Raw genomic sequence first — 22,142 nt, 5'->3', positions numbered from 1 at the left:
CCAGGCTATCGCCGCTAGGACGGATGGTGAAGGAACCGAAGCCACGGCGATTGCGATCCGCGACGCGAACGACATCATCGGGTCTGCGCCGCCGCCGACCTGGCGATGGCTGCGGCCATGCGTTCGTCGGCGCGAAGCTTCTCCTTCGCCTTGAGGGATGCCTTGTCGCCGCGCACGCGCAGTTTCACGCGCCCTTCGGCGGCTTCGCCCAGCGAGAGCTCGTGTCCGCGTTCAAGCTCGGATCCGAGCTCGGCCCCCACGACGAGCCCGAGGTTCGCGAGCCACACCCACAACAGTGCGACCAGCAGACCGCCGACGGTGCCGTATACCCGGTTGTAGCTGGCGAAGTTGGACACGTAGAAGCCGAAGACGAGTGAGCCGAGCACCATGATCGCGACTGCGACGGCTGCCCCGCCCGCGACATAGCGCACACGCTGATGCCGCAGGTTCGGTGCGCCGAAGAAGAGCACGGCGACCGAAAGGATGACCGCAGCCCCGATGACGGGCCATTTCACAACATCCCAGGTGGCCAGAACCGCATCCCCGAGCCCGAACGCCTGCCCGACGGTGCGCGCGAAGGGTCCGCTCAGCACAAGGGACAGCACGACGAGCACGGCCAGGGCCAGCACGACGACGGTGATCAGCACCTGTTGCGACCGCAGCACGATGGCCGTTCGGCCCTCATTCACGCCGTAGATGCGGTTCACGGCCCTCGTGAAGGCTCCGACGTAGCCGGACGCCGACCAGATCGCACCGATGATTCCGATGGCGAGCCCGATGCCTGCCGCCGTCGACGAGGTGAGCTGTGACAGCAGGCCGGACAGCGCCGGTTGCACCTGTGCGGGCGCCAGCGTGTCCACGATCTCGAGCATCTTCTTCGAGCCTGTTCGGTCCGCACCCACGACGCCGAGCACCGACACGAGCGCCAGCAAGGCCGGCAGTGCGGAGAGAATCGAGAAGTAGGTGAGCGCTGCGGCTATGTCGGAGCATCCGTCTCTGCCGTATTCGCGCATCGTGCGCCCCAGCACGTACTTCCATGGCATGCGCCCGTATCGCGTGGACGCCGCAGCCTTCGCCTCACGCTCCGCGAGCTCCTTCTCCGCCTTGCTGAGCGGCCGGTCTTCGTGCTCCTCATGCGCTTCGACGAGCTTCTTGGTGCGTTTGGCGGCACGGTCGGTGTGCTTCTTGGCCAGTTCGAGCGCGTCCATGCCGGCCAAGGTACGACTTCGGCGCAGGCGCACCCACCCCTTGCGCGCGTGCGAAGGATCCGCCTCGCTGGCGGCGCCGGCTGAAGAGCGCGGAATGATGAACTGGGCGACGGTGTTGAGAAGCATGCATTTGCATACATGACGAAAGGGTCTGCTGTGGCCGTACAGTTCGGATTGGACACGTTCGGGGACGTCCCGCTCGATGACGATGGAGCGCAGCGAACGGCCGCACCCACCATCCGCGACGTCGTGGAGCAGGCCGTGCTCGCCGACGAGCTGGGCGTGGACGCCTTCGGCATCGGCGAGCACCATCGTGCCGACTTCGCCGTCAGCGCACCGGACATCGTGTTGTCGGCCATCGCCTCCAGGACGAGGCACATGACCCTCGGCACTGCCGTCACGGTGCTGAGCTCCGACGACCCGGTGCGGGTGTACGAGCGCTTCGCCACACTCGACGCCGTGTCGAACGGACGAGCCGAGGTCACGCTGGGCCGCGGTTCCTTCACAGAGTCGTTCCCGTTGTTCGGCTACGACCTGTCGCAGTACGAGAAGCTCTTCGAGGAGAAGCTCGAACTGTTCAGCATTCTCCTGGACGAGGGCCCTGTGTCCTGGGTGGGCACCGTTCGGGCTCCCCTGACCGACCAGAACGTCTACCCGAAGACGGAATCGGGCCGCCTCAAGGCATGGGTGGGCGTGGGCGGCAGTCCGGAGAGCGTCATCCGGTCTGTGCGGTACGGCATCCCCATGGCACTGGCGATCATCGGCGGCAACCCCGGCCGGTTCGCCCCTTACGTCGACCTCTACAAGCGCGCCCAGGAGCAGATGGGCAGGCAGAACATGCCGTTGTCCATGCACTCACCCGGCTACGTAGCCGACACCGATGAGCTGGCCATGGAGCAGCTCTACCCGTTCCAGAAGACGACGATGGACCGCATCGGCGCGGAGCGCGGCTGGGCCCCGCAGAGCAGGGAACAGTACATCAGCGAGGTGCGGCACGGTTCGCTCTACGTCGGCTCACCCGAGACGGTGGCCAGGCGGATCGCCGAGGCCATCAAGGTGCTGGGCGTCGACCGGTTCGATCTGAAGTACGCGAACGGCCCCATGCCGCACGAGCTGCTGATGCACTCCATCGAGCTATACGCGACCAGGGTGATCCCCATGGTGCGCGAGCTGCTGGCGTAGCTTCGCGGCAGCACTCCATTCGATCTCACGTTTCCGTCGTCCGTGGCGTCTACCGTGTGATGATGCTCGCGCCTTTCGAATCGGTCGTTCGCGAACACGGCTCGGTCGTGCTGCGCGTGTGCCGGTCGATGCTCGCGGTGCACGACGCAGACGACGCGTGGTCCGAGACCTTCCTCGCAGCCCTGGATGCATACCCTCGCCTCACGGGCGACGCGAACGTCGAGGCGTGGCTGGTCACGATCGCGCGCCGCAAGTGCCTCGACCTGCTGCGTTCGAGGGGGCGGCGGGCCGTCACAGTTGAGCGGCTGCCCGAGGAGGCCGGAACGCTCGGCATTCCTGAGGAGGCCGTCGAGACGCGTGCCGATGCCGACCGGGTCGCGCGGGCGGTCGCGGTGCTGCCTCAGAGACAGCGCCAGGCGGTCACCTATCACTACCTCGGCGGCCTGGGCTACCGCGAGGTCGCAGACATCATCGGTGGAACGACGGAGGCGGCGCGGCGGGCAGCGGCGGATGGCATCCGTTCCCTGCGGCGCACGATGGGAGCTGAGCGATGAACGAGACGAACACCGAACGAACGGGCATTACGCCGACGAACGCCCAGGATGACCGGGCCACCCCACCCCGGGCGGACGCGACGAGGGAGCACCTGCGAGCCCTGCATGCCCGGCTCGAGCGCGACGCGGCCGAGCGTGGACTCCTCGACGTGGCGTACCGGCTCGTCGACAGTCCGGTCGGCGGGTTGCTCATCGCGGCGACCGAGCGCGGTATCGTGCGGGTCGCATTCGAGCGTGAGGGCTTCGACGATGTGCTGCAGGTGCTCGCCGAGCGGGTGAGTCCGCGCATCCTCGAGTCCCCGGCTCGCCTCGAGCGGGCGGCCGCCGAGCTGGGCGAATACTTCGAACGGCGGCGCACGGAGTTCGATCTTCCGCTCGACTTCGCACTCTCCCACGGCTTCCGCGGGGAGGTGCAGCGCATGCTTCCGACGATCTCGTACGGGCGTACGACGAGCTACGCCCGGCTCGCCGACGCCGTCGGCCGGCCCCGGGCGTTCAGAGCCGTTGGGTCGGCGTGCGCGACGAATCCGCTGCCCCTCGTCGTGCCGTGCCACCGCGTGTTGCGCGGCGACGGTTCGCTCGGCGGTTACGTCGGCGGTCTCGACGCCAAGCGCGCACTCCTCTCTCTCGAGGCCGCTGCATGACGGCTGCGGCACCGGAAGGCGTCTTCCTATCGGGTCGGCTGGAACGCGACGTGGTGCTCGGTTCCCTCGTACGGCACAGCGTGCCGGGCGTCGAGCGCGTCGACGCCGAGAACAGCACTGTCACGCGGTTGATTGGCTCGGAGCACGCCGCCGCCGCCATCACCGTCGCAGTGCGCGACGACGGAGTCGAGGTGCGTGGTCTGGCTTCTTCCGACGTCGTCGAAGCCGTCCGCGAATGGTTCGACCTCGACACCGATCTCGACCAGATCAACTCCGACTTCCGCGAAGATGCCGTGCTGGGTGCCCTGGTGCGGGAGCGTCCGGCCCTGCGCGTGATCGGGCATCCGGATGCCTTCGAGGCGGCCGCGCAGACCGTGCTCGGTCAGCAGGTCTCACTCGCCGCCTGTCGCACTTTCACCGGCCGCCTCGCCGCGGCCTACGGCAGCGCCGGATCGGACGGCCTGATCGCGTTTCCTCCTCCCGCCGTCGTGGCCGCGGCCGAGCTCGAGGAGCTCAGGTCGGCGGTGGGTATACCCGTCGCACGGGCTCGAACGGTGATCGCACTGGCGGAGGCCTTCGCATCCGGCCTGAAAGTGGAACGCGATGCGGACCACGCCGAGGTACGTGCGCGGTTGCTCGCACTCCCGGGTATCGGACCATGGACGGTGGATTACCTCGCGCTTCGGGTGCTGAGAGATGCCGACGCCTTCCCGGTAGGCGATCTCGTGCTCCGCCGCGCGCTCGGCGGGGTATCGCCGGCCGAGGCCCTGGCGCTCGGTGAGGCCTGGCGGCCATGGCGTTCCTACGCGACCATGCATCTCTGGACGGCCGACGCTGCTGGGTCGACGGGCGCCGCTCTGTCGCCCGGGGCCTGATCAGGGCAAGATCGGAGCATGGTCGCCTCACTCCCCGCTCCCATGCTCGCCCGCGCCGTCGACGCCGTGCCGGAGCCCGACGCCGTGCCAGGGAGTCTTTCGTACGAGCCGAAGTGGGACGGCTTTCGCGGAATCGTGGGTGTCGAGCCTACGGGCGATGGCACGGCCGACGTCGAGATCGGCAGCCGGGGGTCGAAGCCGCTGACCAGGTACTTCCCTGAGCTGGTGGCTGCGTTCGCGCAGCAGCTTCCGCGTTGCGTGGTGGACGGCGAGATCGTCGTGCGCACCGGCAAGCCGGGTGCCGAGCGGCTGGACTGGGAGGCGCTTTCGCAGCGCATCCACCCCGCGGCGAGTCGCATTGCAATGCTCTCGGAGACCACGCCCGCGATGTTCGTGGCCTTCGATCTGCTCTCCCTCGACGGCGACGACCTGATGAATCGACCCTTCGCCGAGCGCAGGGCCGCGCTGGAAGGGATCGCGGCCGGCTGGCGGCATCCGCTCCATCTGTGCCAGACCACAACGGATGTCGAGCTCGCCCGCCGGTGGCTGGTCGAGTTCGAGGGCGCCGGCCTGGACGGCGTCGTCGCCAAGCCGCTCGACGCGGCGTACGCACCCGGAAAACGCACGATGCTCAAGGTGAAGCACCATCGCACCGCGGACGTCGTGGTGCTCGGCTACCGAGTACACACGAGCGGCAGGGGCGTCGGGTCGCTGTTACTCGGCCTCTACGACGAGGAAGGTGTGCTCCGGAGCGTGGGCGGCGCCTCTGCGTTCACCGCTCAACGGAGGCTGGAGCTCGTGGACGAGCTCGAGCCGCTCGTCGAGCGGGACGAGAACGGCGAGATCGTCAAGGGCGAGACCGATCGCAGCCGGTTCTCTGCGAGCAAGGATGTCTCGTTCGTGCGCCTGCGCCCCGAGCGCGTGATCGAAGTGCGGTACGACCAGCTGGAGGGAGCGCGCTTCAGGCACACCGTGCAGTTCGAACGGTGGCGCGACGACCGTGAGCCGCGGTCGTGCACGTTCGACCAGTTGGAGCGCCCCGTCGCCTACGACCTGTCGGACGTCATCCGCTGACCGGTGGCGTTGGCAGCCGTCATTCGGCAGCCGTCCGGTTGCCCTCCTCGTCCCAGTTCTCTGCGACCTTCTTGCTCGGCTGGACTCGCGGCGGCTCGCCTGGCATCTTCGGGTAGTCGGGCGGGAACGGCAGCTCCCCCAGCCCGTTGTCGAGGTCACGCTGCCACCAGGAGAGCAGCACATCGATGCTGCCGGGCCGCTCACCGAAGTCCGACCACGGGTCGCCGGTCTCGGCGAGCCGCTGCGGCATGCTCAGCACGGTGAAGGTCCGCGGGTCCACCGACTCGAGTTCCTCCCACGTCACCGGACACGACACGGGAGCGTGCGGCAGCGCTCGCGGGCTGTACGCTCCGGCCATCGTTCGGTCGCGGTTGGCCTGGTTGAAGTCCACGAACACCTTGCGGCCGCGCTCCTCCTTCCACCACGCCGTCGTCACGGCATCCGGCATGCGGCGCTCCAGTTCGCGAGCCGCGGCGATGACGGCGTGTCGCACATCCAGGAACTCGTGGTCAGGGGCGATGGGTGCGAACACGTGCAGGCCGCGGTTGCCCGAGGTCTTGATGTAGGCATCCAGGCCGGCCTCCGCAAGCACCGATCGCAACTCGAGCGCCGCTGGGACGGCGTCGTCGAAATCGGTGCCCGGCTGTGGGTCGAGGTCGATGCGCAGCTGGTCGGGATTGTCGGTGTTCTCCGCCCTCGACGGCCACGGGTGGAACACCACGGTGCCCATCTGCACCGCCCAGACGGCCGATGCGGGCTCGTCGAGCACGAGCTGCGGATGCGTACGCGCGCTCGGGTACACCACCTTCACCGTGCGGATGTACTCGGGCGCGCCACGCGGAGGATTCTTCGAGAAGAACTGCTCGCCGTCGATCGTCTCCCTGAACCTCTGGAGCGAGATCGGGCGGTCGCCGTTGGCCTTGAGGAAGGGCTCGGCCACTGCCTGGAGGTAGCGAGCGAGATCCAGCTTCGTGATGCCGTCCTGCGGGAAGACGACCCGGTCGGGATGACTGATGCGCACCGGGCGAGTGCCGTCCGGCCCCTCGACCTCGATGGTCGTTTCGTCTGCCATGCCTGCCCGTCTCAGCCCTGACCGGAGATGTTGACCATCCAGCCCACGCCGAACCTGTCGACGAGCATGCCGAACGAATCGCCCCACGGCGCCTTCTCGAGCGGCTCGACGATGCTGGCGCCTTCGGACAGGCCGTCCCAGTGCCTGCGGAGGGTGGACTCGTCGTCGCCGCTCAAGGAGACGGTGATCGAGCTGCCGGGCGTGTACTCCATGTGGCTTGGTGTGTCGGCAGCCATGAGCACGATGCCGGCTTCCCCGTTGAGTTGCGAGTGCATGACCTTGTCGAGATCGCTCTCGTCTTGCGTCATCTGGAAGTCGCGGAACGTGCTGACGGTGAGCTCGCCGCCGAAGACGGTCTGGTAGAACTCCATGGCCTCGCGCGCATTGTCGCAGAAGCTGAGATAAGGGTTCAGGATGACGGACATCGTTGTTCTCCTTCGTCTGCCGACCAGCCCATTGCGCCTGGTAGTTCGTAGCCGGCGGCCCCCGGATTCCACGCCGTGCCGCGACGCACTAGGTCCGAACCGCGGCATGTACCATCGGCCGCTTGCGAAATACGCTGATGCCGATCACGCTACCCGCGCCCAGGGGCCGCGTCATCCTTTGGGCGGGAACTCGTCGGCTTCGCCGAGCATCGCCGGAATGGCAGCAACGCTGGCGAGGATGTTCGTGTGCTCGTGCCTGCCCAGCGTTGAGGCATCCGCGGCGCCGGTGAGAACACCGACCACGTAGCGAACACCCGAGTTCGTTCCCGCGCCGAGGTCGTTCGGCGTATCGCCGGCAACGAGCACCTCCCTCGTGCTGTACACCCCGGTTGCCTCCATGGTGCGGAAGATCAGATAGGGAGCGGGGCGGGAGGCGACGACATCCTCTGCCGTCACGAGCGCATCGACGTCGCGGCCGACGCTCCACCCCACGGCGCCGAGCAGCGACTCGGCGACATCGCGCGCGTATCCGGTCTGAAGGGCCACGCGCACACCATTCGCCCGCAGCTCGCGAACCGCCCCGGCCACGCCGGGAAAGAGCGCAGGGGCGGATGCGGAATAGGCGACCTCGAGGCGGCGCGAGAACTCGGCGAAAACATCATCGGTTCGGCCCGGGTCGTCGCCGAGTTCCGACAATAGGCCCGCGATCGCCTCCCGCTTGTCGGTGCCTGTCCAACGGGCCAGCACCTCGGCCGGAACCCCTTCCCGGCCGGTCGCCTGTGCGACGGTGCTCTCCAACACGTCGTAGACGATGCCTCCCTCATCGATCGTGGTTCCCGCCATGTCGAGCGAGACGAGTCTGATGGTCATGTGATTCTCCTTGATGCCGGAGCTCCTGGGAGTTGCCGAGCCACGTACGGTCGCGGCCGCCGCCCGGAGCGAGCATTGTGAACGACGAGGTCTGCGCGGTCGGTGCGATAACGGTCGTCGGAGTACTCCAGGACCTCGCCGGTGCTCGAGCTGGTCGTACGCCGCACCCTGAGCAGCGGCGTGCCGATGGGCACGAGGAGGTGCTCGGCATCGACGCCATCGGCAGCCACCGCGTCGATCGCGTGGTCGCCATAATCGAGGGGCACACCGTGCGCGATCAGGTAGTCGAACACCGACCCGGAGTCGGTGTCGAAGTCGAAAAGCATGCGGCCGACGGAAGAGACGAAAGCAGTGCGCTCGAGCATGGCGGGTTCGCCGTCGATCGATCTCACCCTCAGCAGCTGAACGACCTGATCGGCTTCCTCGACTCCGAGCAGCGTGGCGAGCCCCGCGCCGGCATGGCGCATGACGATCTCGACCGTGCGCTGGCCAGGCTCATGCCCCATGGCCGTGACCCAGGACGAGAACGAGAAGAAGTCGTCGATGGACTGCGCTAGAGGGACTCGACTGACCGTCGGCACGCGTCCCTGGCTGGTCTCGATGAGTCCTTCTGCGCTCAACGCGGACAATGCTTGCCTCACCGGCCCTCGAGACGCACCGAACTGTGCGCAGAGGTCGGCCTCGCTCGGGAGAGGATCACCGGCTGCGAGTTCTCCGCTGACGATGCGGTCCCGGATGGCCGTGCGAACGAGTTCATGCAATGGCACCCTCATAACTTGACTATAGAAGTTCGTGCGACGCCAGAGCATGGGGCGCTGTGCACCGAATGTTCACCCGGTGTTCTGCCGTAGATCCGCGCCAACACTGCTCAGTGAACATCTCATGACAAGTGCATGGAATCGCCGGATTGAGCTCGATCGGCCATGCACAGTGGTTGCGTGACCCCTGCTGACTCCCCCGTCGTCCCGCCCCACGTCGACCTCATCGTCGTCGGCGCGGGAATGGTCGGACTGGCGCACGCCTGGCATGCGACACGACGAGGGATGTCGGTGCTCGTGATCGAGCGCGACGAGCGCGCCGTCGGGGCGAGCATCCGGAATTTCGGCCACATCTGCACGACGGCGCAATCCGGCGTGGCATTGGACTACGCGCTCGACGCACGGGAGACCTGGATCGAAGCCGGAGAACAAGCCGGATTCGCGGTGCGCACCGACGGAACGGTGGTCATTGCGAGGACGAGTGCGGAGGTCTCCGTGCTCGAGGAGTTCGCTTCGTCTCGAGGCGAAGCCGTGCGGATGCTGACTGCCGCTGAGGCCGAGGGCCTGACCGGGTTCCGCGCACCTGGCATCGTCGCCGGCGCCCACCTGCCCCAAGACCTGCGGATCGACTCCCCGCATGCGGTACCCGCCATCGCCGGGTGGCTTTCGGCCCACGGCGTGGTGTTCCGCTACGGCGAGAACGTGCTGGAACTCACCGGCGGGTTCGTGCGCACCAGTCGCGGCGAGTACACCGCCGACGCCGTCGTGCTCGCCGTCGGCCACGACGTGGACAGGCACTATCCCGCCGTTTCGGAGAAGGCAGGCGTTCGGCGCTGCGCCCTCCGGATGATGGAGATCGATCCGCCGAACTCGATGCGGACTGCGCCCGCGGTGTTCACGGGAACGTCGCTGCTGCGCTACGAGGGCTTCGCCTCGACCGCAGCCGCCACGACGCTGCGAGCCGAGATTGCAGGCTCCGCACCTGAACTGCTCGAGAACACCGTCAATCTGATGTTCACGCAACGGCCGAACGGCCGGCTCGTGATCGGCGACACTCACCACTACGCGACCACGCTGTCGCCGTTCGAGGAAGAAGACCTCGACGAGCTGTTGCTCGCGCAGTTCCGGCGGCTTCTCGGAGCGAGCCGATTGCGCGTGCGACGACGCTGGCGAGGCGTGTACGCCGCGGCGGACACGGCCCCGTTCCTGATGTCCAGCCCGGAGGCGGGCGTGGCCGTGGCATCCGTCACGAGCGGGATCGGGATGACGACGGGCTTCGGCCTCGCCCGCGCCGTGCTCGACGAGCTTGTGCTCGCCACCCGGGAACGGTAACCGCGGCCGGCGCGCCGCCCCACCAGCTGCTCGACAGACGACCAAGAGAAACCCGAATGGAAACCTGGAAGGACATTCCCATGGAAGAACGCGCGATCGCCCGACTCAGAGGCTCGCGTGCCCTGCGGCGCGTTGTGGTCACGGCGGCGATGGCCACGGCCGTCGCCGTGTCGCTGACCGCTTGCTCTGCCGGCCCCGGAGCTGCAGACGCCGCCACCGCCAAGTCGCTGACCCAGTCGCAGGCGCAGAAGGCCGCGAGTGCCAAGGACTTCGGCGGCATGGCTGGGTTAGTGGCCGCAGCCAACGCAGAGGGTCACCTCAACGTGATCACACTTCCGCCCTCGTGGGCGAACTACGGCAAGATCATCGCCGGCTTCGAGAAGAAGTATCCGAAGATCAAGATCAATTCGGAGAATCCGAACGGATCGAGCGCAGACGAGGTCGCGGCGGCGAAGTCGCAGAAGGGCCAGAGCACCGCCCCCGACGTCTTCGACATCGGAACCGCGGTGCTCGACCAGAACCTCGACCTGATGGCCGACTACAAGGTGCAGAACTGGGCCGACCTGCCCGCCGACTACAAGGACCCGGCCGGTAAGTGGTACTACGACTACACCGGCTTGATGTCGATCGGGTACGACTCGAAGGTGATCAAGACGCCGCCGAAGAAGATCGGCGACCTGCTCGGAGCCGACTACAAGGGCAAGGTCGCGATCAAGGGCGACCCGACGCAGGCGAACGAGGCGGCGAGCGCCGTCTACTGGGCTGACCTCCAGTCCGGCGGAAAGGCGGATGACGTCCAGCCCGGGATCGACTTCTTCGGCAAGCTCAAGCAGGCCGGCAACTTCCTCTCCGTGCTGCCCACGCAGGCGACGGTGAACTCGGGCGAGACGCCGGTGGTGATCCAGTGGAGCTACAACAACCTGGCATGGGGCGCGGCCGGCGGCTCGGCGGGGAACCCGAACTGGAAGACGGTCGTGCTTCCGGGTACCGCGCTTGGCAGCTACTACAACCAGGCGATCAACGCCTCCGCGCCCAACCCGGCGGCCGCACGCCTGTGGGAGGAGTACATCTACAGCCCCGAGGTGCAGAACCTGTATCTGGCCTCCGGCGCGTATCCGGCCACCCTGCAGGCGATGATCACGAAGAAGACCGTGGATGAGAACGTGCTGAAGTCGGTGGGACAGCCGCCGAAGAGCTTCGTTCAGCTCACGGCCGACCAGGCGACGGCCGCCGGCGCGCTCCTGGCCTCCAAGTGGTCGGCGACCGTCGGTTGATCCTGGGCCTCCGGCCACGAAAGGCACAGCATGACCGCCGCCTCCACTGAGATCGCGACGGCCACCTCCGCCCGCGGTGCCGGGATCGTACGATCCCGGCACCGCGGCACAGGGTGGCTCGGGTTCACACCGTTTGCGCTCTACGTGTTGCTCTTCCTCGCCATACCGACGGTTTATGCCGTCGGGAGCGGATTCTTCACGGACTCGGGGCAGCTGACGCTCGCCAACCTTGCGGCTTTCGGCAACCCCACGATCGTCGCGGACTTCGTCGGCTCGTTCTGGGTCTCGGCGGTCGTGGCCCTCGTCGGGGCCGTGGTCGGTGCTCTCATCTGCTTCGCGCTCCTGGGGGCGAAGCCGGGAGGCGCACTCCGCACCGTGGTCGACTCCGCCTCCAGCGTGCTCGCCCAGTTCGGCGGCATCATGCTGGCGTTCGCGTTCATCGCGCTGATGGGCATCCAGGGCGTGCTCACGCTCTTCCTGAAACAGACGTTCGGGTTCGACCTGAACTCCCTCTCCGCGCACGGGCCACTCCTCTACCAGGTGGGCGGACTCGTGTTCCCCTACCTCTACTTCTCCGTTCCGCTCATGGTCATCACGTTCATGCCGGCGATGGAGGGGCTCAAGAAGGAGTGGGGAGAAGCGGCAGCCACGCTCGGCGCCTCCCGCTTCTCGTACTGGTGGCGCATCGCGTTCCCGGTGCTCGCTCCTGCATTCTGGGGAAGCACCATCCTGTTGTTCGCCAACGCGTTCTCGTCGTTCGCCACCGCGGCGGCGCTCATCGACCAGGGCGGCATCGTTCCGCTCGCCATCAAGCAACAACTCACCAGCGAAACGGTCGTCGGCGTCTCCAACACGGCCGGCGTTCTCGCGCTCGGCATGATCGTCGTGATGGTCGTCGTCATGAGTGCGTACTCGGCGTTGCAGCGACGCGCGCGGAGGTGGCAGCGGTGACGACAGGCATCCTCGCCGAGCCCGGGGCCGCTACGGGAGCCCGCCGAGGACGCGGCGCCCCTCGCGGGGGACGTGTCGGCGCCATGCCAGGCCGCACCACGAGCTCGATCATTCTGGCGGTCTCGGCCGTTCTGTTCCTCCTGCCCATCGGCGCCATGCTGCTCTTCACCTTCCGGGTGTCGGGCGACCCGGCTTCGTTCACGCTGGTGCATTACGAAGCGATCTTCGACCCCAACCAGGAACTCACGTATGACCAGCTCTTCGAAGGGATCGGCAACTCGCTCGTCATCTGCCTGATCACGGTGGCCATCGTGCTGCTGGTGCTCCTGCCGACGATGGTGCTCGTCGAGCTGCGCTATGCGCGTCTTCGTCGCGCCATCGAGTTCGTGTGTCTTCTGCCCATCACCGTGCCAACCGTGGTGCTCGTCGTCGGATTCGTTCCCGTCTACCAAGTGGTGGCGGGCGCGTTCGGAAGTGTTCCGTGGACCCTGTCGTTCGCGATCGGCGTCATCGTGCTGCCATACGCGTACCGGCCGATCCAGGCGAACATCGCGTCTTTCGACATCGTCGTGCTGAGCGAGGCGGCGAGGTCGTTGGGTGCGGGCTGGATGTCGGTGCTCGGCCGGGTCATCCTGCCCAACCTGAAGCGGGGCATCCTCTCCGCCTGCTTTCTCACCATCGCGGTCGTGCTCGGCGAGTTCACGATCGCATCGTTCCTCAACCAGACGACCTTCCAGACCGCACTCTTCCTGCTGCAGCAGACCGACCCGTACGTCGCGGCGATCTTCGCCGTGTTCGCTCTGGTGTTCGCGTTCGTGCTGCTGCTCGTGATCGGCCGGGTCGGTTCATTCCGCCGCGCCAGGAGGACAAGCCGATGACCATCGCAGCAACGAAAGCACCAGAGCGGCCGACCCCGAACGACTCAACGGGACCTCTGGCGATCAAAGGAACCGCCGTCGAGCTCGTGGGAATCACGAAGTCCTACGGTTCGCACCAAGCGCTGCGGGGCGTCAGCCTCGAGATCCACCCGGGCGAGTTCGTCGCGCTGCTCGGCCCTTCCGGGTGTGGCAAGACGACGATGCTGAGGGCCCTGTCCGGGCTGGAGCACGTGGATGCCGGCAGCATCCTCATCGACGGCGCGGACGTCGCCGACATGCCCGTGAACCGCCGCGACATCGGAATGGTCTTCCAGTCGTACTCGTTGTTCCCGCACCTGACGGCGAGGCAGAACGTGGAATTCGGGCTGCGGATGCGCAAGGTCGATGCTCGCAGGCGCGCCACGCGGTCGGGCGAAGCGCTTGAACTCGTCGGCCTCGCCGATCACGGCGAACGGTACGCGCACGAACTCTCAGGTGGGCAACAGCAGCGCGTGGCGCTCGCGAGGGCGCTCGTCACACGACCTCGCGTGCTCCTCCTCGACGAGCCACTGTCTGCGTTGGATGCGAAGGTGCGCGTGCAGTTGCGCGAGCAGATCAGAGGTATCCAGCGTGAGCTGGGGATCACGACCGTGTTCGTGACGCACGATCAAGAGGAAGCCCTGGCCGTTGCCGACCGGGTCGCGGTGATGAACGGCGGCAGGATCGAGCAGATCGGAACGCCGGAGCAGCTCTACCTGCAGCCCGCGACCGCGTTCGTCGCCGATTTCGTGGGGCAGAGCAACAGGCTGCCCGGCATGTTCGACGGTGCCGACGTCGTGGTGTTCGACTGCCGTCTCCCCGTCCTCGCCGAGACGGCGACGGCTGACGCGACGAGCGGCGACGTGACCGTATCGGTTCGTCCGGAGGACATCGAGCTCGACGACTCGCAAGAACCCTCTGGGGCCCCTGGCTGGCTCTCCGCGGTCGTCGTGGGGTCGAGCTTCCTCGGCTCGTTCCGGCGCACGACGGTGCGTCTTGCCGACGGCACGATCATGGCCGTTCAGCACGACGTGGGTGAGCGGCCCGTTCCGGATTCCGTTGTTCGGGTCCGTTTCACGGGGCGTCCCGTCGTGGTGCGGCCGCGTTAGCCTCTGCCGAGACGCTTTGTTCAGGCCGCCAGCACCGGGGCCAGTTCCGCGACGAGGGCACCTCGCGGTTTCGAGCCGACGATGGTTCGCGTCACCTCCCCATCCACGAGCAGCTTCATGGTCGGCACGGCCATGACCGAGTACCTTGCGGCGAGGGCGGGGCTGTCGTCTGCGTTGACCTTGACGATCGTGAACGCGCCCTCGTTGTCCGCCTCGATCTGCTCGAGGAGCGGCCCGAGCACGCGGCAGGGGCCGCACCAGGTGGCCCAGAAGTAGACGAGGACAGGTATGCCTGCCTCGTCCACCGTCTTCTCGAACGTCGTCTCGTCGGCGATGATCATCGTCTTGCTCCTTGGGTCTCGGCCGCGATCTCGTGCGCGGCAGTGTCGCTTGGCAGGGTTCTAGGACAGCGTGTTCTCGTGCTCGAGTTCGCCTGTGTGCGGTGAGAGCGAGCATCCGGGCTCGTCTCGCGCCTCCGCCTCGGCGAGCAGATTCTGCAGCGCGGTGCGCCTGCGCTCGAGCTCGTCGATGCGCTCGGAGAGGTCGGCGATGGCCGCGCGATAGGCCGGACGTGTCGCCAGGCAATCGTCGGCGTTGTCGCTGCCAGAGGCCAGGCAGTCCAGAAAGGGCCTCGTCTGCTCGAGACGGATGCCCGCCCGGCCAAGTGCGTGAGCCTCGCCGACCAGACGCGGCGCGTCGTCGTCGTAGTCACGGTAGCCGTTCGAAAGCCTGCTCGAGCGCACCAGACCGAGCGCTTCGTAGTGCCGAACCGTCTTCACGCTCACGCCCGCAAGTCGCGCGACCTCGCCTATCTTCATGCGTACCTCCCGGTGGCAGTAATCCCACGCTAAACGTTGCCGTTAAGGGGAAGGTCAAGCACGCCGAGGTGCAGCTGCGGTGCCGCTGCGGGAGCCTGGAGCGCCCTGCCGGCGGTGAGCACGACCACCGCACGGAACTCGAGGGCGGAGGTGACGAGGGAGCTGCCGCGACCGAGGCTGCGCGAATGAGCGAAGAACCGCCATGAGGTTTCGCCTGACCGTCACCCACGGTTCACTGGCACCTGATCGGGTGACATGTGTCGAAGGGGAATGGTATGCGCACACAGCTCACACGCAGTGACGGGGCAGGCAGCGGCGGGGCGCCCAGCGGCCGGGCACGCATCGGGAGAGGCGCGGCGACAGCGGTGGCCGTGCTCGGGATGCTTGCGGCATCACTCGCCACAGCAACGGCGGCTGCAGCCGAGCCGTCGAACGGCTTGGTGATCAACGAGGTGTACGGCGGAGGTGGTAACTCCGGTGCCGCGTACACGAACGACTTCATCGAGGTGGCGAACCGCGGAATCTCCGCCGTCGACCTGACGGGATGGTCGGTCCAGTACCACTCGAAGGCCGCAACGGGCACGTGGCAGACCACGCCGCTGAGCGGCAGCATCGCCCCCGGCGCCCGGTACGTGGTGGCCGAGGCGAAGGGCAACGGGGGCACGTCTCCCCTGCCGCAGGCTGACGCCTCGGGCACGATCGCAATGTCGGCCACCGACGGAACCGTCGCACTCGTCTCGAACAGCGCCGCGCTCACGTGCGCCGACGCGGCATCGTGCGAGACGGCATCCGTCGACCTGGTCGGTTTCGGGGCCGCGGCGATCTCTGAGGGCTCGCCGGCAACTGGTGCATCCAACACCGCTTCTGTGCAGCGCAAGGATGCCGCAGACAGCGACGACAACGCCGCAGACTTCGCGGCGGCTCCTCCGACACCGGGCGCCGCGAACACCGCGGGCGGCGACGACGGCGGATCGACGCCCCCGACGCCTGGCACGACTCGCATCCACGACATCCAGGGCACGAGCTTCGTCTCCCCCCTGAACGGCCAGAAGGTGACGGCGGTTCCGGGTGTGGTGACGGGAGTGCGGGCATCCGGATCCAGCCGTGGCTTCTGGATGCAGGACCCGGATGCCGACTCCAACCCCGCCACGAGCGAGGGAGTCTTCGTCTACACCGGCACCGCACCCTCGGTCACCGCGGGCGACTCCGTGCTCGTGTCGGCCACCGTGAAGGACTACTACCCGCTCGCCAGCGGCGATAGCCCCGGCACCACGTCGAACCTCTCGATCACCGAACTGCAGAGTCCGAAGATCTACACGGTGTCGCACGGCAACCCTCTTCCGGCTCCCATCGTGCTCGGGTCCACCACGGTTCCCGACGCATACGCCCCCGACCTGGGTGGCGGGAACATCGAGAACACTCCCATCACGCCGTCTCGTTCCGCCCTGGACTTTTACGAGTCGGTGGAGGGAATGCGCGTCGAGGTGGATGACGCTCGTGTGATCGGTCCGAGCGACCAGTACGGCGAGCAGTACGTCACGACGAAGCCGGCGCAGAACGTCAGCTACCGAGGCGGCACCGTGCTCACGGGCGAGAACGAGACTCCGTCGGGAAGGCTCGAGGTTGTTCCCGCCGACGGCTCGAACCCGAACGTCTCCGTCGGCGACGTCTTCACGGGAGCGACGGTCGGACCGGTGGATTATTCCATGTACGGCGGCTATCTGATTGCGGCGACCCAGCTCGGCCAGGTCGTCTCGAGCGGGCTTCAGCCCGTCGTAGCGAAGAAGGCCGGCGCCGGCCAGCTTTCTGTCGCGACCTACAACGTCGAGAACCTCGCTCCCGGCGACGCGGCCGACAAGTACAGCCGGCTTGCGCAGGGGGTCGTGACGAACCTCGCATCGCCCGACATCGTGGCGCTCGAGGAGGTGCAGGACAACGACGGCGCCGCCGACTCAGGGACGGTTGCCGCCGATCAGACGCTCACCCGGTTGACGCAGGCGATCCGTGCGGCCGGCGGCCCGCTCTACGACTGGCGCGAGATCGACCCGGTCAACGACCAGGACGGCGGGCAGCCCGGCGGCAACATCAGGGTGGCTTTCCTGTTCGACCCGACCCGCGTCTCGTTCGTGGATCGCGGCGGCTCGGCCGTCGACCGATCCATCACAGGAACGTCAGTCGTGAAGGTGCACGGAGAACCCGACCTGACGCTCTCCCCCGGCCGCATCGACCCCGGCAGCGACGCGTGGGATTCCAGCCGCAAGCCTCTCGTGGGCGAGTTCCTGTTCCGAGGCGAGAACGTCTTCGTCATCGGCAACCACTTCGATTCCAAGCTCGGCGACCAGAACGCGGACGGGCGCTTCCAGTACCCGCAACAGTCCTCGGCCGTGCAGCGCGCGAAGCAGGCGATTCAGGTGCACGACTTCGTGGCATCCCTGCTGAAGGCGGACAAGAAGGCGAAGGTGGTCGTGGCCGGCGACCTGAACGACTACCAGTTCAGCCCGGCGCTGCAGACGCTCACGGGAGCGGCATCCGGGAAGCCGATCCTGCGTGACCTCATCACGACCCTGCCGGAGAGCCAGCAGTACACCTATGTGTACGACGGGATTTCGCAGGTGCTCGACCACATACTGGTCACGGCCGGGGTGGGCAAGCCGGAGTACCAGGTGGTGCACGTCAACTCCGAGTTCGCGAACCAGGTCAGCGATCACGACCCGCAGGAGGTCGCCATCACCGCGGGGGCCAGGTCGTGGGCGCTGCCGGGCCTGGAGTCGAGGCGATGCGGACCGTCCGCTGCCGCAGCCGGCTACTCGGATGCCCTCGACAAGATCACCTACAACGGCACCCAGGTGGGCGGCTTGTCCTCGCTCGCCCGCGACGTGCGCAGCGGGGGTTACGTGTCTGCCGTCGACAACCACGGTTCCGACCCCGCTCGCATCTGGTTCCTCTCCGGCGTCGCGAATCCCCACGTCACCAGGGATCCCCTCGTGCTCAAGCAACCTGACGGCACCCCGTACAACGGTCAGGACAGCGACAACGAGGGTCTGGCAGTGCTGCCGAACGGCGACTTCGTCGTCAGCAGCGAGACGGAGCCATCCGTGCGCATCTTCGGGCGCGACGGCATCCAGAAGGCATCGCTGCCCGTGCCCGCCCGATTCGCCGTGACGGGAAGCACGCAGGCAGGAGAAGCAACCTCGAACGCGACGCTGGAGGGCCTGACGATCACCCCTGACGGCAAGACCATCGTGGCCGCCATGGAGGCTGCCCTCTCCGGTGATGTCTCGACCGACGGGGATGCCACGGCACACCGGCTCCTGGTGTACACGCAGGCCAAGAAGGGGGCCTGGACGCTGTCGAAGCAGGTGGAGTATCGCACCGAACCGGGCATGCGCATCCCCGAGGTCGCCGCAACCGGCAACGACTCGTTGGTGGTCGAGGAGGCCGCATGGTCCGCCGCCATCGGCAACTCGGTCAAGCTGTACGGCATCAAGGGACTGCACGGCGCCCACGATGTGACCTCCGTCACGAACCTCGGAGCCGCGTCTCCCGGGCTGGCGCTGCAGAAGACGCTCGTTGCCGACGTGGTGCAGTGCCCGACCCTTGGCGCGACAGCCAAGGAGGCGCAGGCCAACCCGCTGCTCGACAACTACGAGGGCATGGCGGTGACCTTCTCCACCGGCCACGCGGCAGGCATCTCGCTCATCAGCGATGACAATTTCAGCGCATCACAGACCACTCGGGTACTGAATCTGATCGCGAAGCTGCCCTAGCGGCCCGAGCACAGGACAAGGGGCGTCGGCATGTGCCGGCGCCCCTTCGTGTCGCCTGGATTCTCGATCCTGACGCGTCTTCCGCTTCGCCGGGAATATCCACCGGTGGTAAATGTTGAAGTTGATAACACTCGGCTCAAGTTCGAGTGAGACAGACGGATATAACCGGAACAACAGGAGATTCAGTGCCTGAGAACTTCATCCCCGGCGGTGCCGAGCCAGGCGACGAGGGAAGCTCGTTCGACGAGTTCCTCGCGCGTTACCTCGCCGGCGAGCGCGCCCGCGCGGCCCGCTCGATCGACATCAGCCGCTTCCTCAGCCGCCGCACCCAGGAGGTGCTGCAGCGAGCCGGACGGTTCGCGCTCGAGCACGGCCACAACGAGCTGGACGCGCTGCACATTCTGCGCGTCATGTCGGGCGAAGACCCGGCCGCCGAGGCAATGCGCCGCATCGGCGTCGATCCCGCCCGCATCGTTCGCGCGGCCGAGCAGCGCCTGCCGCAGACCGGTGAGGCGAACACCGACGCCCCGGCGCTCACGCCGTCCGCACAGCGCGCGCTGTTCCACGCGTACCAAGTCGCCCGCGCGTCGGGTTCGACCTACATCGATCCCGAGCACCTGTTCTACGCGCTCGTCATCGCCCAGGACTCCCCCGCCGGGCAGGTGCTGCAGTCGGCAGGCGTCACGCCAGACGCCCTTGCCGGCGCCATGCGTGAGGCTGCGACCATGGGGGCCGAGGCGGCGAGCGAAACGGATGCCGGTGAGCAGACATCCGAGACGCCCATGCTCGACCGCTTCGGCACCGACCTTACGCTCGCCGCTCACGAGGGCCGGCTCGACCCGGTGATCGGCCGCGTCGATGAGATCGAGCAGACCGTTGAGATCCTCTCCAGGCGCACCAAGAACAACCCTGTGCTGGTCGGAGAGGCCGGCGTCGGCAAGACCGCGATCGTCGAGGGCCTGGCCCAGGCGATCGTGGACGGAGTGGTTCCCGAGCAGCTGCGCGACAAGCGTGTCATCTCGCTCGACCTGCCAGGCATGCTCGCCGGAACCCGGTACCGTGGCGATTTCGAGGAGCGCCTCACCAAGCTGATGGACGAGATCTCGGCCAAGAAGGGCGAGCTCATCGTGTTCATCGATGAGGTGCACACCGTGATCGGCGCGGGTGGCGCCGGCGACGGCGGAATGGATGCCGCGAACATCCTGAAGCCGCGGCTCGCGAAGGGCGAGTTGCACCTGGTCGGTGCGACCACGCTCAAGGAGTACCGGCAGATCGAGAAGGACCCTGCGCTGGAGCGGCGCTTCCAGCCTGTGACCGTGGCAGAACCGTCGATCGACGACGCTGTGGCCATTCTCGCCGGCCTTCGGCATGCGTATGAAGAGCACCACGGAGTGACGTACACCGACGACGCCATCCGCGCCGCGGTCGAGTTGAGCGCGCGTTATGTCGCCGACCGCTACCTGCCCGACAAGGCCATCGACCTGATCGACCAGGCGGGCGCTCGGCTGCGTCTGCGACTGGGCAAGCAGGTGGACACGTCGGCGCTCATGCAGCGCCTTGCCGACCTGGAGGCGGAGAAGAACGCGGCGGTCTCGGCCGAGCGTTACGAGGAAGCCTCGCGGCTGCGCGATGAGATCACTGCGGTGGAGGCCAAACTGGCCGAGGCGGCGGCAGTGGGCGTGCGCAGCGGTGACGGCGAAGACGCACTGGTGGACGAGACGCAGATCGCCGACGTGATCTCGCGCGCGACGGGCATCCCCGTCACTCGCATCGGCGAGGCCGATCGCGAACGGTTGGCAAAGCTGGAGAGCGAGCTGCACCAGCGCGTGATCGGGCAGGATGACGCCGTGACTGCGGTGGCCAAGTCGGTGCGCCGCAATCGCACGGGCATGGGCGACGAGCACAGGCCGGTGGGCAGCTTCCTGTTCCTCGGTCCGACCGGCGTCGGAAAGACGGAGCTGGCGAAGGCACTCGCCGCGTCGCTGTTCGGGTCTGAGCGGTCGATGATCCGCTTCGACATGAGCGAGTTCGGTGAGCGGCACACGGCGGCTCGCCTGGTCGGAGCGCCTCCGGGATACGTCGGCTACGACGAGGCCGGCCAGCTGACCGAGCGCGTGCGCCGCAACCCCTACTCGGTGCTGCTGTTCGACGAGATCGAGAAGGCGCATCCCGACATCTTCAACCTGTTGCTGCAGGTGCTCGACGACGGTCGCCTTACCGACGGCCAGGGTCGCACGGTGGACTTCCGCAACACCGTCGTCATCATGACGTCGAACCTGGGCAGCGAGTTCCTGGCGTCCAAGAGCGGTGCGCTCGGGTTCGTGGCTCCCGGCGCCGACGGCTTCGGCGACGAGAAGGCGCTGCGTGACAGGGTGATGGGCAAGCTGCGCGAGAGCATGCGGCCGGAGTTCATCAACCGCATCGACGAGATCGTGCTGTTCCGCAAGCTGGACCGCGAGCAGCTGCGTGACATCGTTCGCCTGCTGCTGACCGCCACCAGCTCACGACTGGCCCAGCGCGAGATCGCCTTCACCGTGTCCGATGCGGCCGTCGAGTGGATCGCCGAGCACGGCTACGAGCCGGAGTTCGGGGCGCGTCCGCTGCGCCGCGTCATCCAGCGCGAGGTCGATGACCGCATCGCCGACCTGCTGGTCGACGGGTCGATCGACGACGGCGGAACGGTGCACGTGGATGCCGCTGACGGTGAGCTGCGCGTCACCGCCGGTCAAAGGATGCCCGTAGCGGCCTGACCGCAACGCACTGCGAGCCGCCGGTGACCCTTTTCGGGTGACCGGCGGCTCGTGTCAGATGCGCGCTTCTTGCGAGGCCGCCACCTCATTCCGGCTCGACGAGCCGAGTGGGTTCAGGCGGCGACCTGCCTGCGCAGCACCACTCCGCTCGCCACAGCGAGCACGACGATGCCGATCACCTCGACGATCACCGTCTCTGGCACGAGCGTGAAGGTCCAGACTTCGCGGATGCCGAACAGCCCGACAGTGAGCGCAAGCAGCAGTGCGATCAGCGATGCCGCGATGAACAGCAGGCCGAGGACAGTCGCGATCTTGAGCAGCGTGCCGTGCAGTGCCAGCACGGCGATGGCCAGGACGACGCCGGCAATGGCGTTGAGCACGAACATCACGCCGAGCAGGCCGCGGACCCCGTCGAAGACGAGGAACAGATGGATGCCCGCTATCGCGAGCAGGACTATCGCGCTGACGATACGCACGACCCTCAGGATGCCTGGGTTGCTGGCTGCCATTCGGTCTCACCCGCTTTCCGATACGGTCTCCCGCACGGAGACCCTCATGGATGACACGGCTCAGCCGAGCCAAA

20 protein-coding genes are annotated in these 22,142 nt (G+C 67.3%); 12 read left to right on the top strand and 8 right to left on the bottom strand.

The window, feature by feature from the left end; genetic code table 11:
* Nucleotides 1-74 precede the first annotated feature (74 nt).
* A complete protein-coding gene (locus ACO2Q7_RS00410) occupies nucleotides 75-1,334 on the bottom strand; it encodes a YihY/virulence factor BrkB family protein (protein ID WP_423353677.1) in 1,260 nt (419 codons plus the stop codon).
* Nucleotides 1,335-1,346: 12 nt separating this feature from the next.
* On the opposite strand from ACO2Q7_RS00410, the gene ACO2Q7_RS00405 reads away from it, so the two are divergent.
* From ACO2Q7_RS00405 to ACO2Q7_RS00385, 5 genes are all read left to right on the top strand, one after another.
* Complete coding sequence (locus ACO2Q7_RS00405) at nucleotides 1,347-2,390, top strand: LLM class flavin-dependent oxidoreductase (protein WP_423353676.1); 1,044 nt, start codon at nucleotides 1,347-1,349, stop codon at nucleotides 2,388-2,390.
* A gap of 62 nt (nucleotides 2,391-2,452) precedes the next feature.
* On the top strand, nucleotides 2,453-2,944 hold the full coding sequence (locus ACO2Q7_RS00400) for an RNA polymerase sigma factor (protein ID WP_423353675.1): 492 nt from the start codon (nucleotides 2,453-2,455) through the stop codon (nucleotides 2,942-2,944).
* Nucleotides 2,941-3,588 (top strand): methylated-DNA--[protein]-cysteine S-methyltransferase, encoded by a 648-nt coding sequence (locus tag ACO2Q7_RS00395; protein ID WP_423353674.1) that lies wholly within the window; start codon nucleotides 2,941-2,943, stop codon nucleotides 3,586-3,588. Before ACO2Q7_RS00400 ends, ACO2Q7_RS00395 begins: the two co-directional genes overlap by 4 nt.
* On the top strand, nucleotides 3,585-4,463 hold the full coding sequence (locus ACO2Q7_RS00390) for a DNA-3-methyladenine glycosylase family protein (RefSeq protein WP_423353673.1): 879 nt from the start codon (nucleotides 3,585-3,587) through the stop codon (nucleotides 4,461-4,463). Before ACO2Q7_RS00395 ends, ACO2Q7_RS00390 begins: the two co-directional genes overlap by 4 nt.
* A gap of 18 nt (nucleotides 4,464-4,481) precedes the next feature.
* A complete protein-coding gene (locus ACO2Q7_RS00385) occupies nucleotides 4,482-5,537 on the top strand; it encodes an ATP-dependent DNA ligase (protein ID WP_423353672.1) in 1,056 nt (351 codons plus the stop codon).
* Between the two features lie 19 nt (nucleotides 5,538-5,556).
* Here ACO2Q7_RS00385 and ligD read toward each other — a convergent pair whose 3' ends face one another.
* The 4 genes from ligD to ACO2Q7_RS00365 all read right to left on the bottom strand — a co-directional run bounded on the left by ligD (nucleotide 5,557) and on the right by ACO2Q7_RS00365 (nucleotide 8,677).
* A complete protein-coding gene (gene ligD, locus ACO2Q7_RS00380) occupies nucleotides 5,557-6,609 on the bottom strand; it encodes a non-homologous end-joining DNA ligase (protein ID WP_423353671.1) in 1,053 nt (350 codons plus the stop codon).
* A gap of 11 nt (nucleotides 6,610-6,620) precedes the next feature.
* The gene (locus ACO2Q7_RS00375; protein ID WP_423353670.1) at nucleotides 6,621-7,034 is read right to left on the bottom strand and encodes a VOC family protein; all 414 of its coding nucleotides are present in this window, start codon (nucleotides 7,032-7,034) and stop codon (nucleotides 6,621-6,623) included.
* Nucleotides 7,035-7,205: 171 nt separating this feature from the next.
* Entirely contained in the window at nucleotides 7,206-7,904 is a 699-nt protein-coding gene (locus tag ACO2Q7_RS00370; protein ID WP_423353669.1) for a phosphonatase-like hydrolase, read from the bottom strand.
* Entirely contained in the window at nucleotides 7,901-8,677 is a 777-nt protein-coding gene (locus ACO2Q7_RS00365; protein WP_423353668.1) for a GntR family transcriptional regulator, read from the bottom strand. Before ACO2Q7_RS00365 ends, ACO2Q7_RS00370 begins: the two co-directional genes overlap by 4 nt.
* A 165-nt stretch (nucleotides 8,678-8,842) precedes the next feature.
* On the opposite strand from ACO2Q7_RS00365, the gene ACO2Q7_RS00360 reads away from it, so the two are divergent.
* From ACO2Q7_RS00360 to ACO2Q7_RS00340, 5 genes are all read left to right on the top strand, one after another.
* The gene (locus tag ACO2Q7_RS00360) at nucleotides 8,843-9,994 is read left to right on the top strand and encodes a TIGR03364 family FAD-dependent oxidoreductase (RefSeq protein WP_423353667.1); all 1,152 of its coding nucleotides are present in this window, start codon (nucleotides 8,843-8,845) and stop codon (nucleotides 9,992-9,994) included.
* A gap of 80 nt (nucleotides 9,995-10,074) precedes the next feature.
* Nucleotides 10,075-11,268, top strand: a complete 1,194-nt coding sequence (locus ACO2Q7_RS00355) for an ABC transporter substrate-binding protein (protein WP_423353666.1) — start codon at nucleotides 10,075-10,077, stop codon at nucleotides 11,266-11,268.
* 30 nt (nucleotides 11,269-11,298) lie between these two features.
* The gene (locus ACO2Q7_RS00350; RefSeq protein ID WP_423353665.1) at nucleotides 11,299-12,219 is read left to right on the top strand and encodes an ABC transporter permease; all 921 of its coding nucleotides are present in this window, start codon (nucleotides 11,299-11,301) and stop codon (nucleotides 12,217-12,219) included.
* Entirely contained in the window at nucleotides 12,216-13,097 is an 882-nt protein-coding gene (locus ACO2Q7_RS00345; RefSeq protein ID WP_423353664.1) for an ABC transporter permease, read from the top strand. The genes ACO2Q7_RS00350 and ACO2Q7_RS00345 overlap by 4 nt, the downstream gene beginning before the upstream one ends.
* Nucleotides 13,094-14,224, top strand: a complete 1,131-nt coding sequence (locus ACO2Q7_RS00340) for an ABC transporter ATP-binding protein (RefSeq protein WP_423353663.1) — start codon at nucleotides 13,094-13,096, stop codon at nucleotides 14,222-14,224. The genes ACO2Q7_RS00345 and ACO2Q7_RS00340 overlap by 4 nt, the downstream gene beginning before the upstream one ends.
* Nucleotides 14,225-14,244: 20 nt before the next feature.
* Here ACO2Q7_RS00340 and ACO2Q7_RS00335 read toward each other — a convergent pair whose 3' ends face one another.
* Together ACO2Q7_RS00335 and ACO2Q7_RS00330 are read right to left on the bottom strand one after the other, a co-directional pair.
* Nucleotides 14,245-14,565: a thioredoxin family protein gene (locus ACO2Q7_RS00335; RefSeq protein ID WP_423353662.1), complete on the bottom strand. Its 321-nt coding sequence runs from the start codon at nucleotides 14,563-14,565 to the stop codon at nucleotides 14,245-14,247.
* Between the two features lie 60 nt (nucleotides 14,566-14,625).
* Nucleotides 14,626-15,042 (bottom strand): MerR family DNA-binding transcriptional regulator, encoded by a 417-nt coding sequence (locus ACO2Q7_RS00330; RefSeq protein WP_423353661.1) that lies wholly within the window; start codon nucleotides 15,040-15,042, stop codon nucleotides 14,626-14,628.
* 275 nt (nucleotides 15,043-15,317) lie between these two features.
* Between ACO2Q7_RS00330 and ACO2Q7_RS00325 the strand changes: the two genes are divergently transcribed.
* Nucleotides 15,318-18,809: an esterase-like activity of phytase family protein gene (locus ACO2Q7_RS00325; RefSeq protein ID WP_423353660.1), complete on the top strand. Its 3,492-nt coding sequence runs from the start codon at nucleotides 15,318-15,320 to the stop codon at nucleotides 18,807-18,809.
* Nucleotides 18,810-18,994: 185 nt separating this feature from the next.
* Complete coding sequence (locus ACO2Q7_RS00320; RefSeq protein WP_423353659.1) at nucleotides 18,995-21,559, top strand: ATP-dependent Clp protease ATP-binding subunit; 2,565 nt, start codon at nucleotides 18,995-18,997, stop codon at nucleotides 21,557-21,559.
* A 113-nt stretch (nucleotides 21,560-21,672) separates the two neighbouring features.
* On the opposite strand, the gene ACO2Q7_RS00315 is transcribed toward ACO2Q7_RS00320, so the two are convergent.
* Nucleotides 21,673-22,068 carry a hypothetical protein gene (locus tag ACO2Q7_RS00315; RefSeq protein WP_423353658.1) on the bottom strand — a complete coding sequence of 132 codons (396 nt, stop codon included), beginning with the start codon at nucleotides 22,066-22,068 and terminating at the stop codon, nucleotides 21,673-21,675.
* Nucleotides 22,069-22,142: the final 74 nt, after the last annotated feature.

The sequence above is a fragment of the Rathayibacter sp. KR2-224 genome, assembly GCF_049446075.1.
Taxonomy (GTDB): Bacteria; Actinomycetota; Actinomycetes; order Actinomycetales; family Microbacteriaceae; genus Humibacter.
The sequence above is the reverse complement of the archived record's forward strand: the minus strand, read 5'-3'. Positions and strand labels throughout refer to the sequence as shown.

Bases quoted from the DNA above. Each gene is read 5' to 3' on its own strand.
- ACO2Q7_RS00410 (WP_423353677.1), bottom strand. From the start codon at position 1,334: ATGCTTCTCAACACCGTCGCCCAGTTCATCATTCCGCGCTCTTCAGCC.
- ACO2Q7_RS00405 (WP_423353676.1), top strand. From the start codon at position 1,347: ATGACGAAAGGGTCTGCTGTGGCCGTACAGTTCGGATTGGACACGTTC.
- ACO2Q7_RS00400 (WP_423353675.1), top strand. From the start codon at position 2,453: ATGCTCGCGCCTTTCGAATCGGTCGTTCGCGAACACGGCTCGGTCGTG.
- ACO2Q7_RS00395 (WP_423353674.1), top strand. From the start codon at position 2,941: ATGAACGAGACGAACACCGAACGAACGGGCATTACGCCGACGAACGCC.
- ACO2Q7_RS00390 (WP_423353673.1), top strand. From the start codon at position 3,585: ATGACGGCTGCGGCACCGGAAGGCGTCTTCCTATCGGGTCGGCTGGAA.
- ACO2Q7_RS00385 (WP_423353672.1), top strand. From the start codon at position 4,482: ATGGTCGCCTCACTCCCCGCTCCCATGCTCGCCCGCGCCGTCGACGCC.
- ligD (WP_423353671.1), bottom strand. From the start codon at position 6,609: ATGGCAGACGAAACGACCATCGAGGTCGAGGGGCCGGACGGCACTCGC.
- ACO2Q7_RS00375 (WP_423353670.1), bottom strand. From the start codon at position 7,034: ATGTCCGTCATCCTGAACCCTTATCTCAGCTTCTGCGACAATGCGCGC.
- ACO2Q7_RS00370 (WP_423353669.1), bottom strand. From the start codon at position 7,904: ATGACCATCAGACTCGTCTCGCTCGACATGGCGGGAACCACGATCGAT.
- ACO2Q7_RS00365 (WP_423353668.1), bottom strand. From the start codon at position 8,677: ATGAGGGTGCCATTGCATGAACTCGTTCGCACGGCCATCCGGGACCGC.
- ACO2Q7_RS00355 (WP_423353666.1), top strand. From the start codon at position 10,075: ATGGAAGAACGCGCGATCGCCCGACTCAGAGGCTCGCGTGCCCTGCGG.
- ACO2Q7_RS00350 (WP_423353665.1), top strand. From the start codon at position 11,299: ATGACCGCCGCCTCCACTGAGATCGCGACGGCCACCTCCGCCCGCGGT.
- ACO2Q7_RS00340 (WP_423353663.1), top strand. From the start codon at position 13,094: ATGACCATCGCAGCAACGAAAGCACCAGAGCGGCCGACCCCGAACGAC.
- ACO2Q7_RS00335 (WP_423353662.1), bottom strand. From the start codon at position 14,565: ATGATCATCGCCGACGAGACGACGTTCGAGAAGACGGTGGACGAGGCA.
- ACO2Q7_RS00330 (WP_423353661.1), bottom strand. From the start codon at position 15,042: ATGAAGATAGGCGAGGTCGCGCGACTTGCGGGCGTGAGCGTGAAGACG.
- ACO2Q7_RS00325 (WP_423353660.1), top strand. From the start codon at position 15,318: ATGCGCACACAGCTCACACGCAGTGACGGGGCAGGCAGCGGCGGGGCG.
- ACO2Q7_RS00315 (WP_423353658.1), bottom strand. From the start codon at position 22,068: ATGGCAGCCAGCAACCCAGGCATCCTGAGGGTCGTGCGTATCGTCAGC.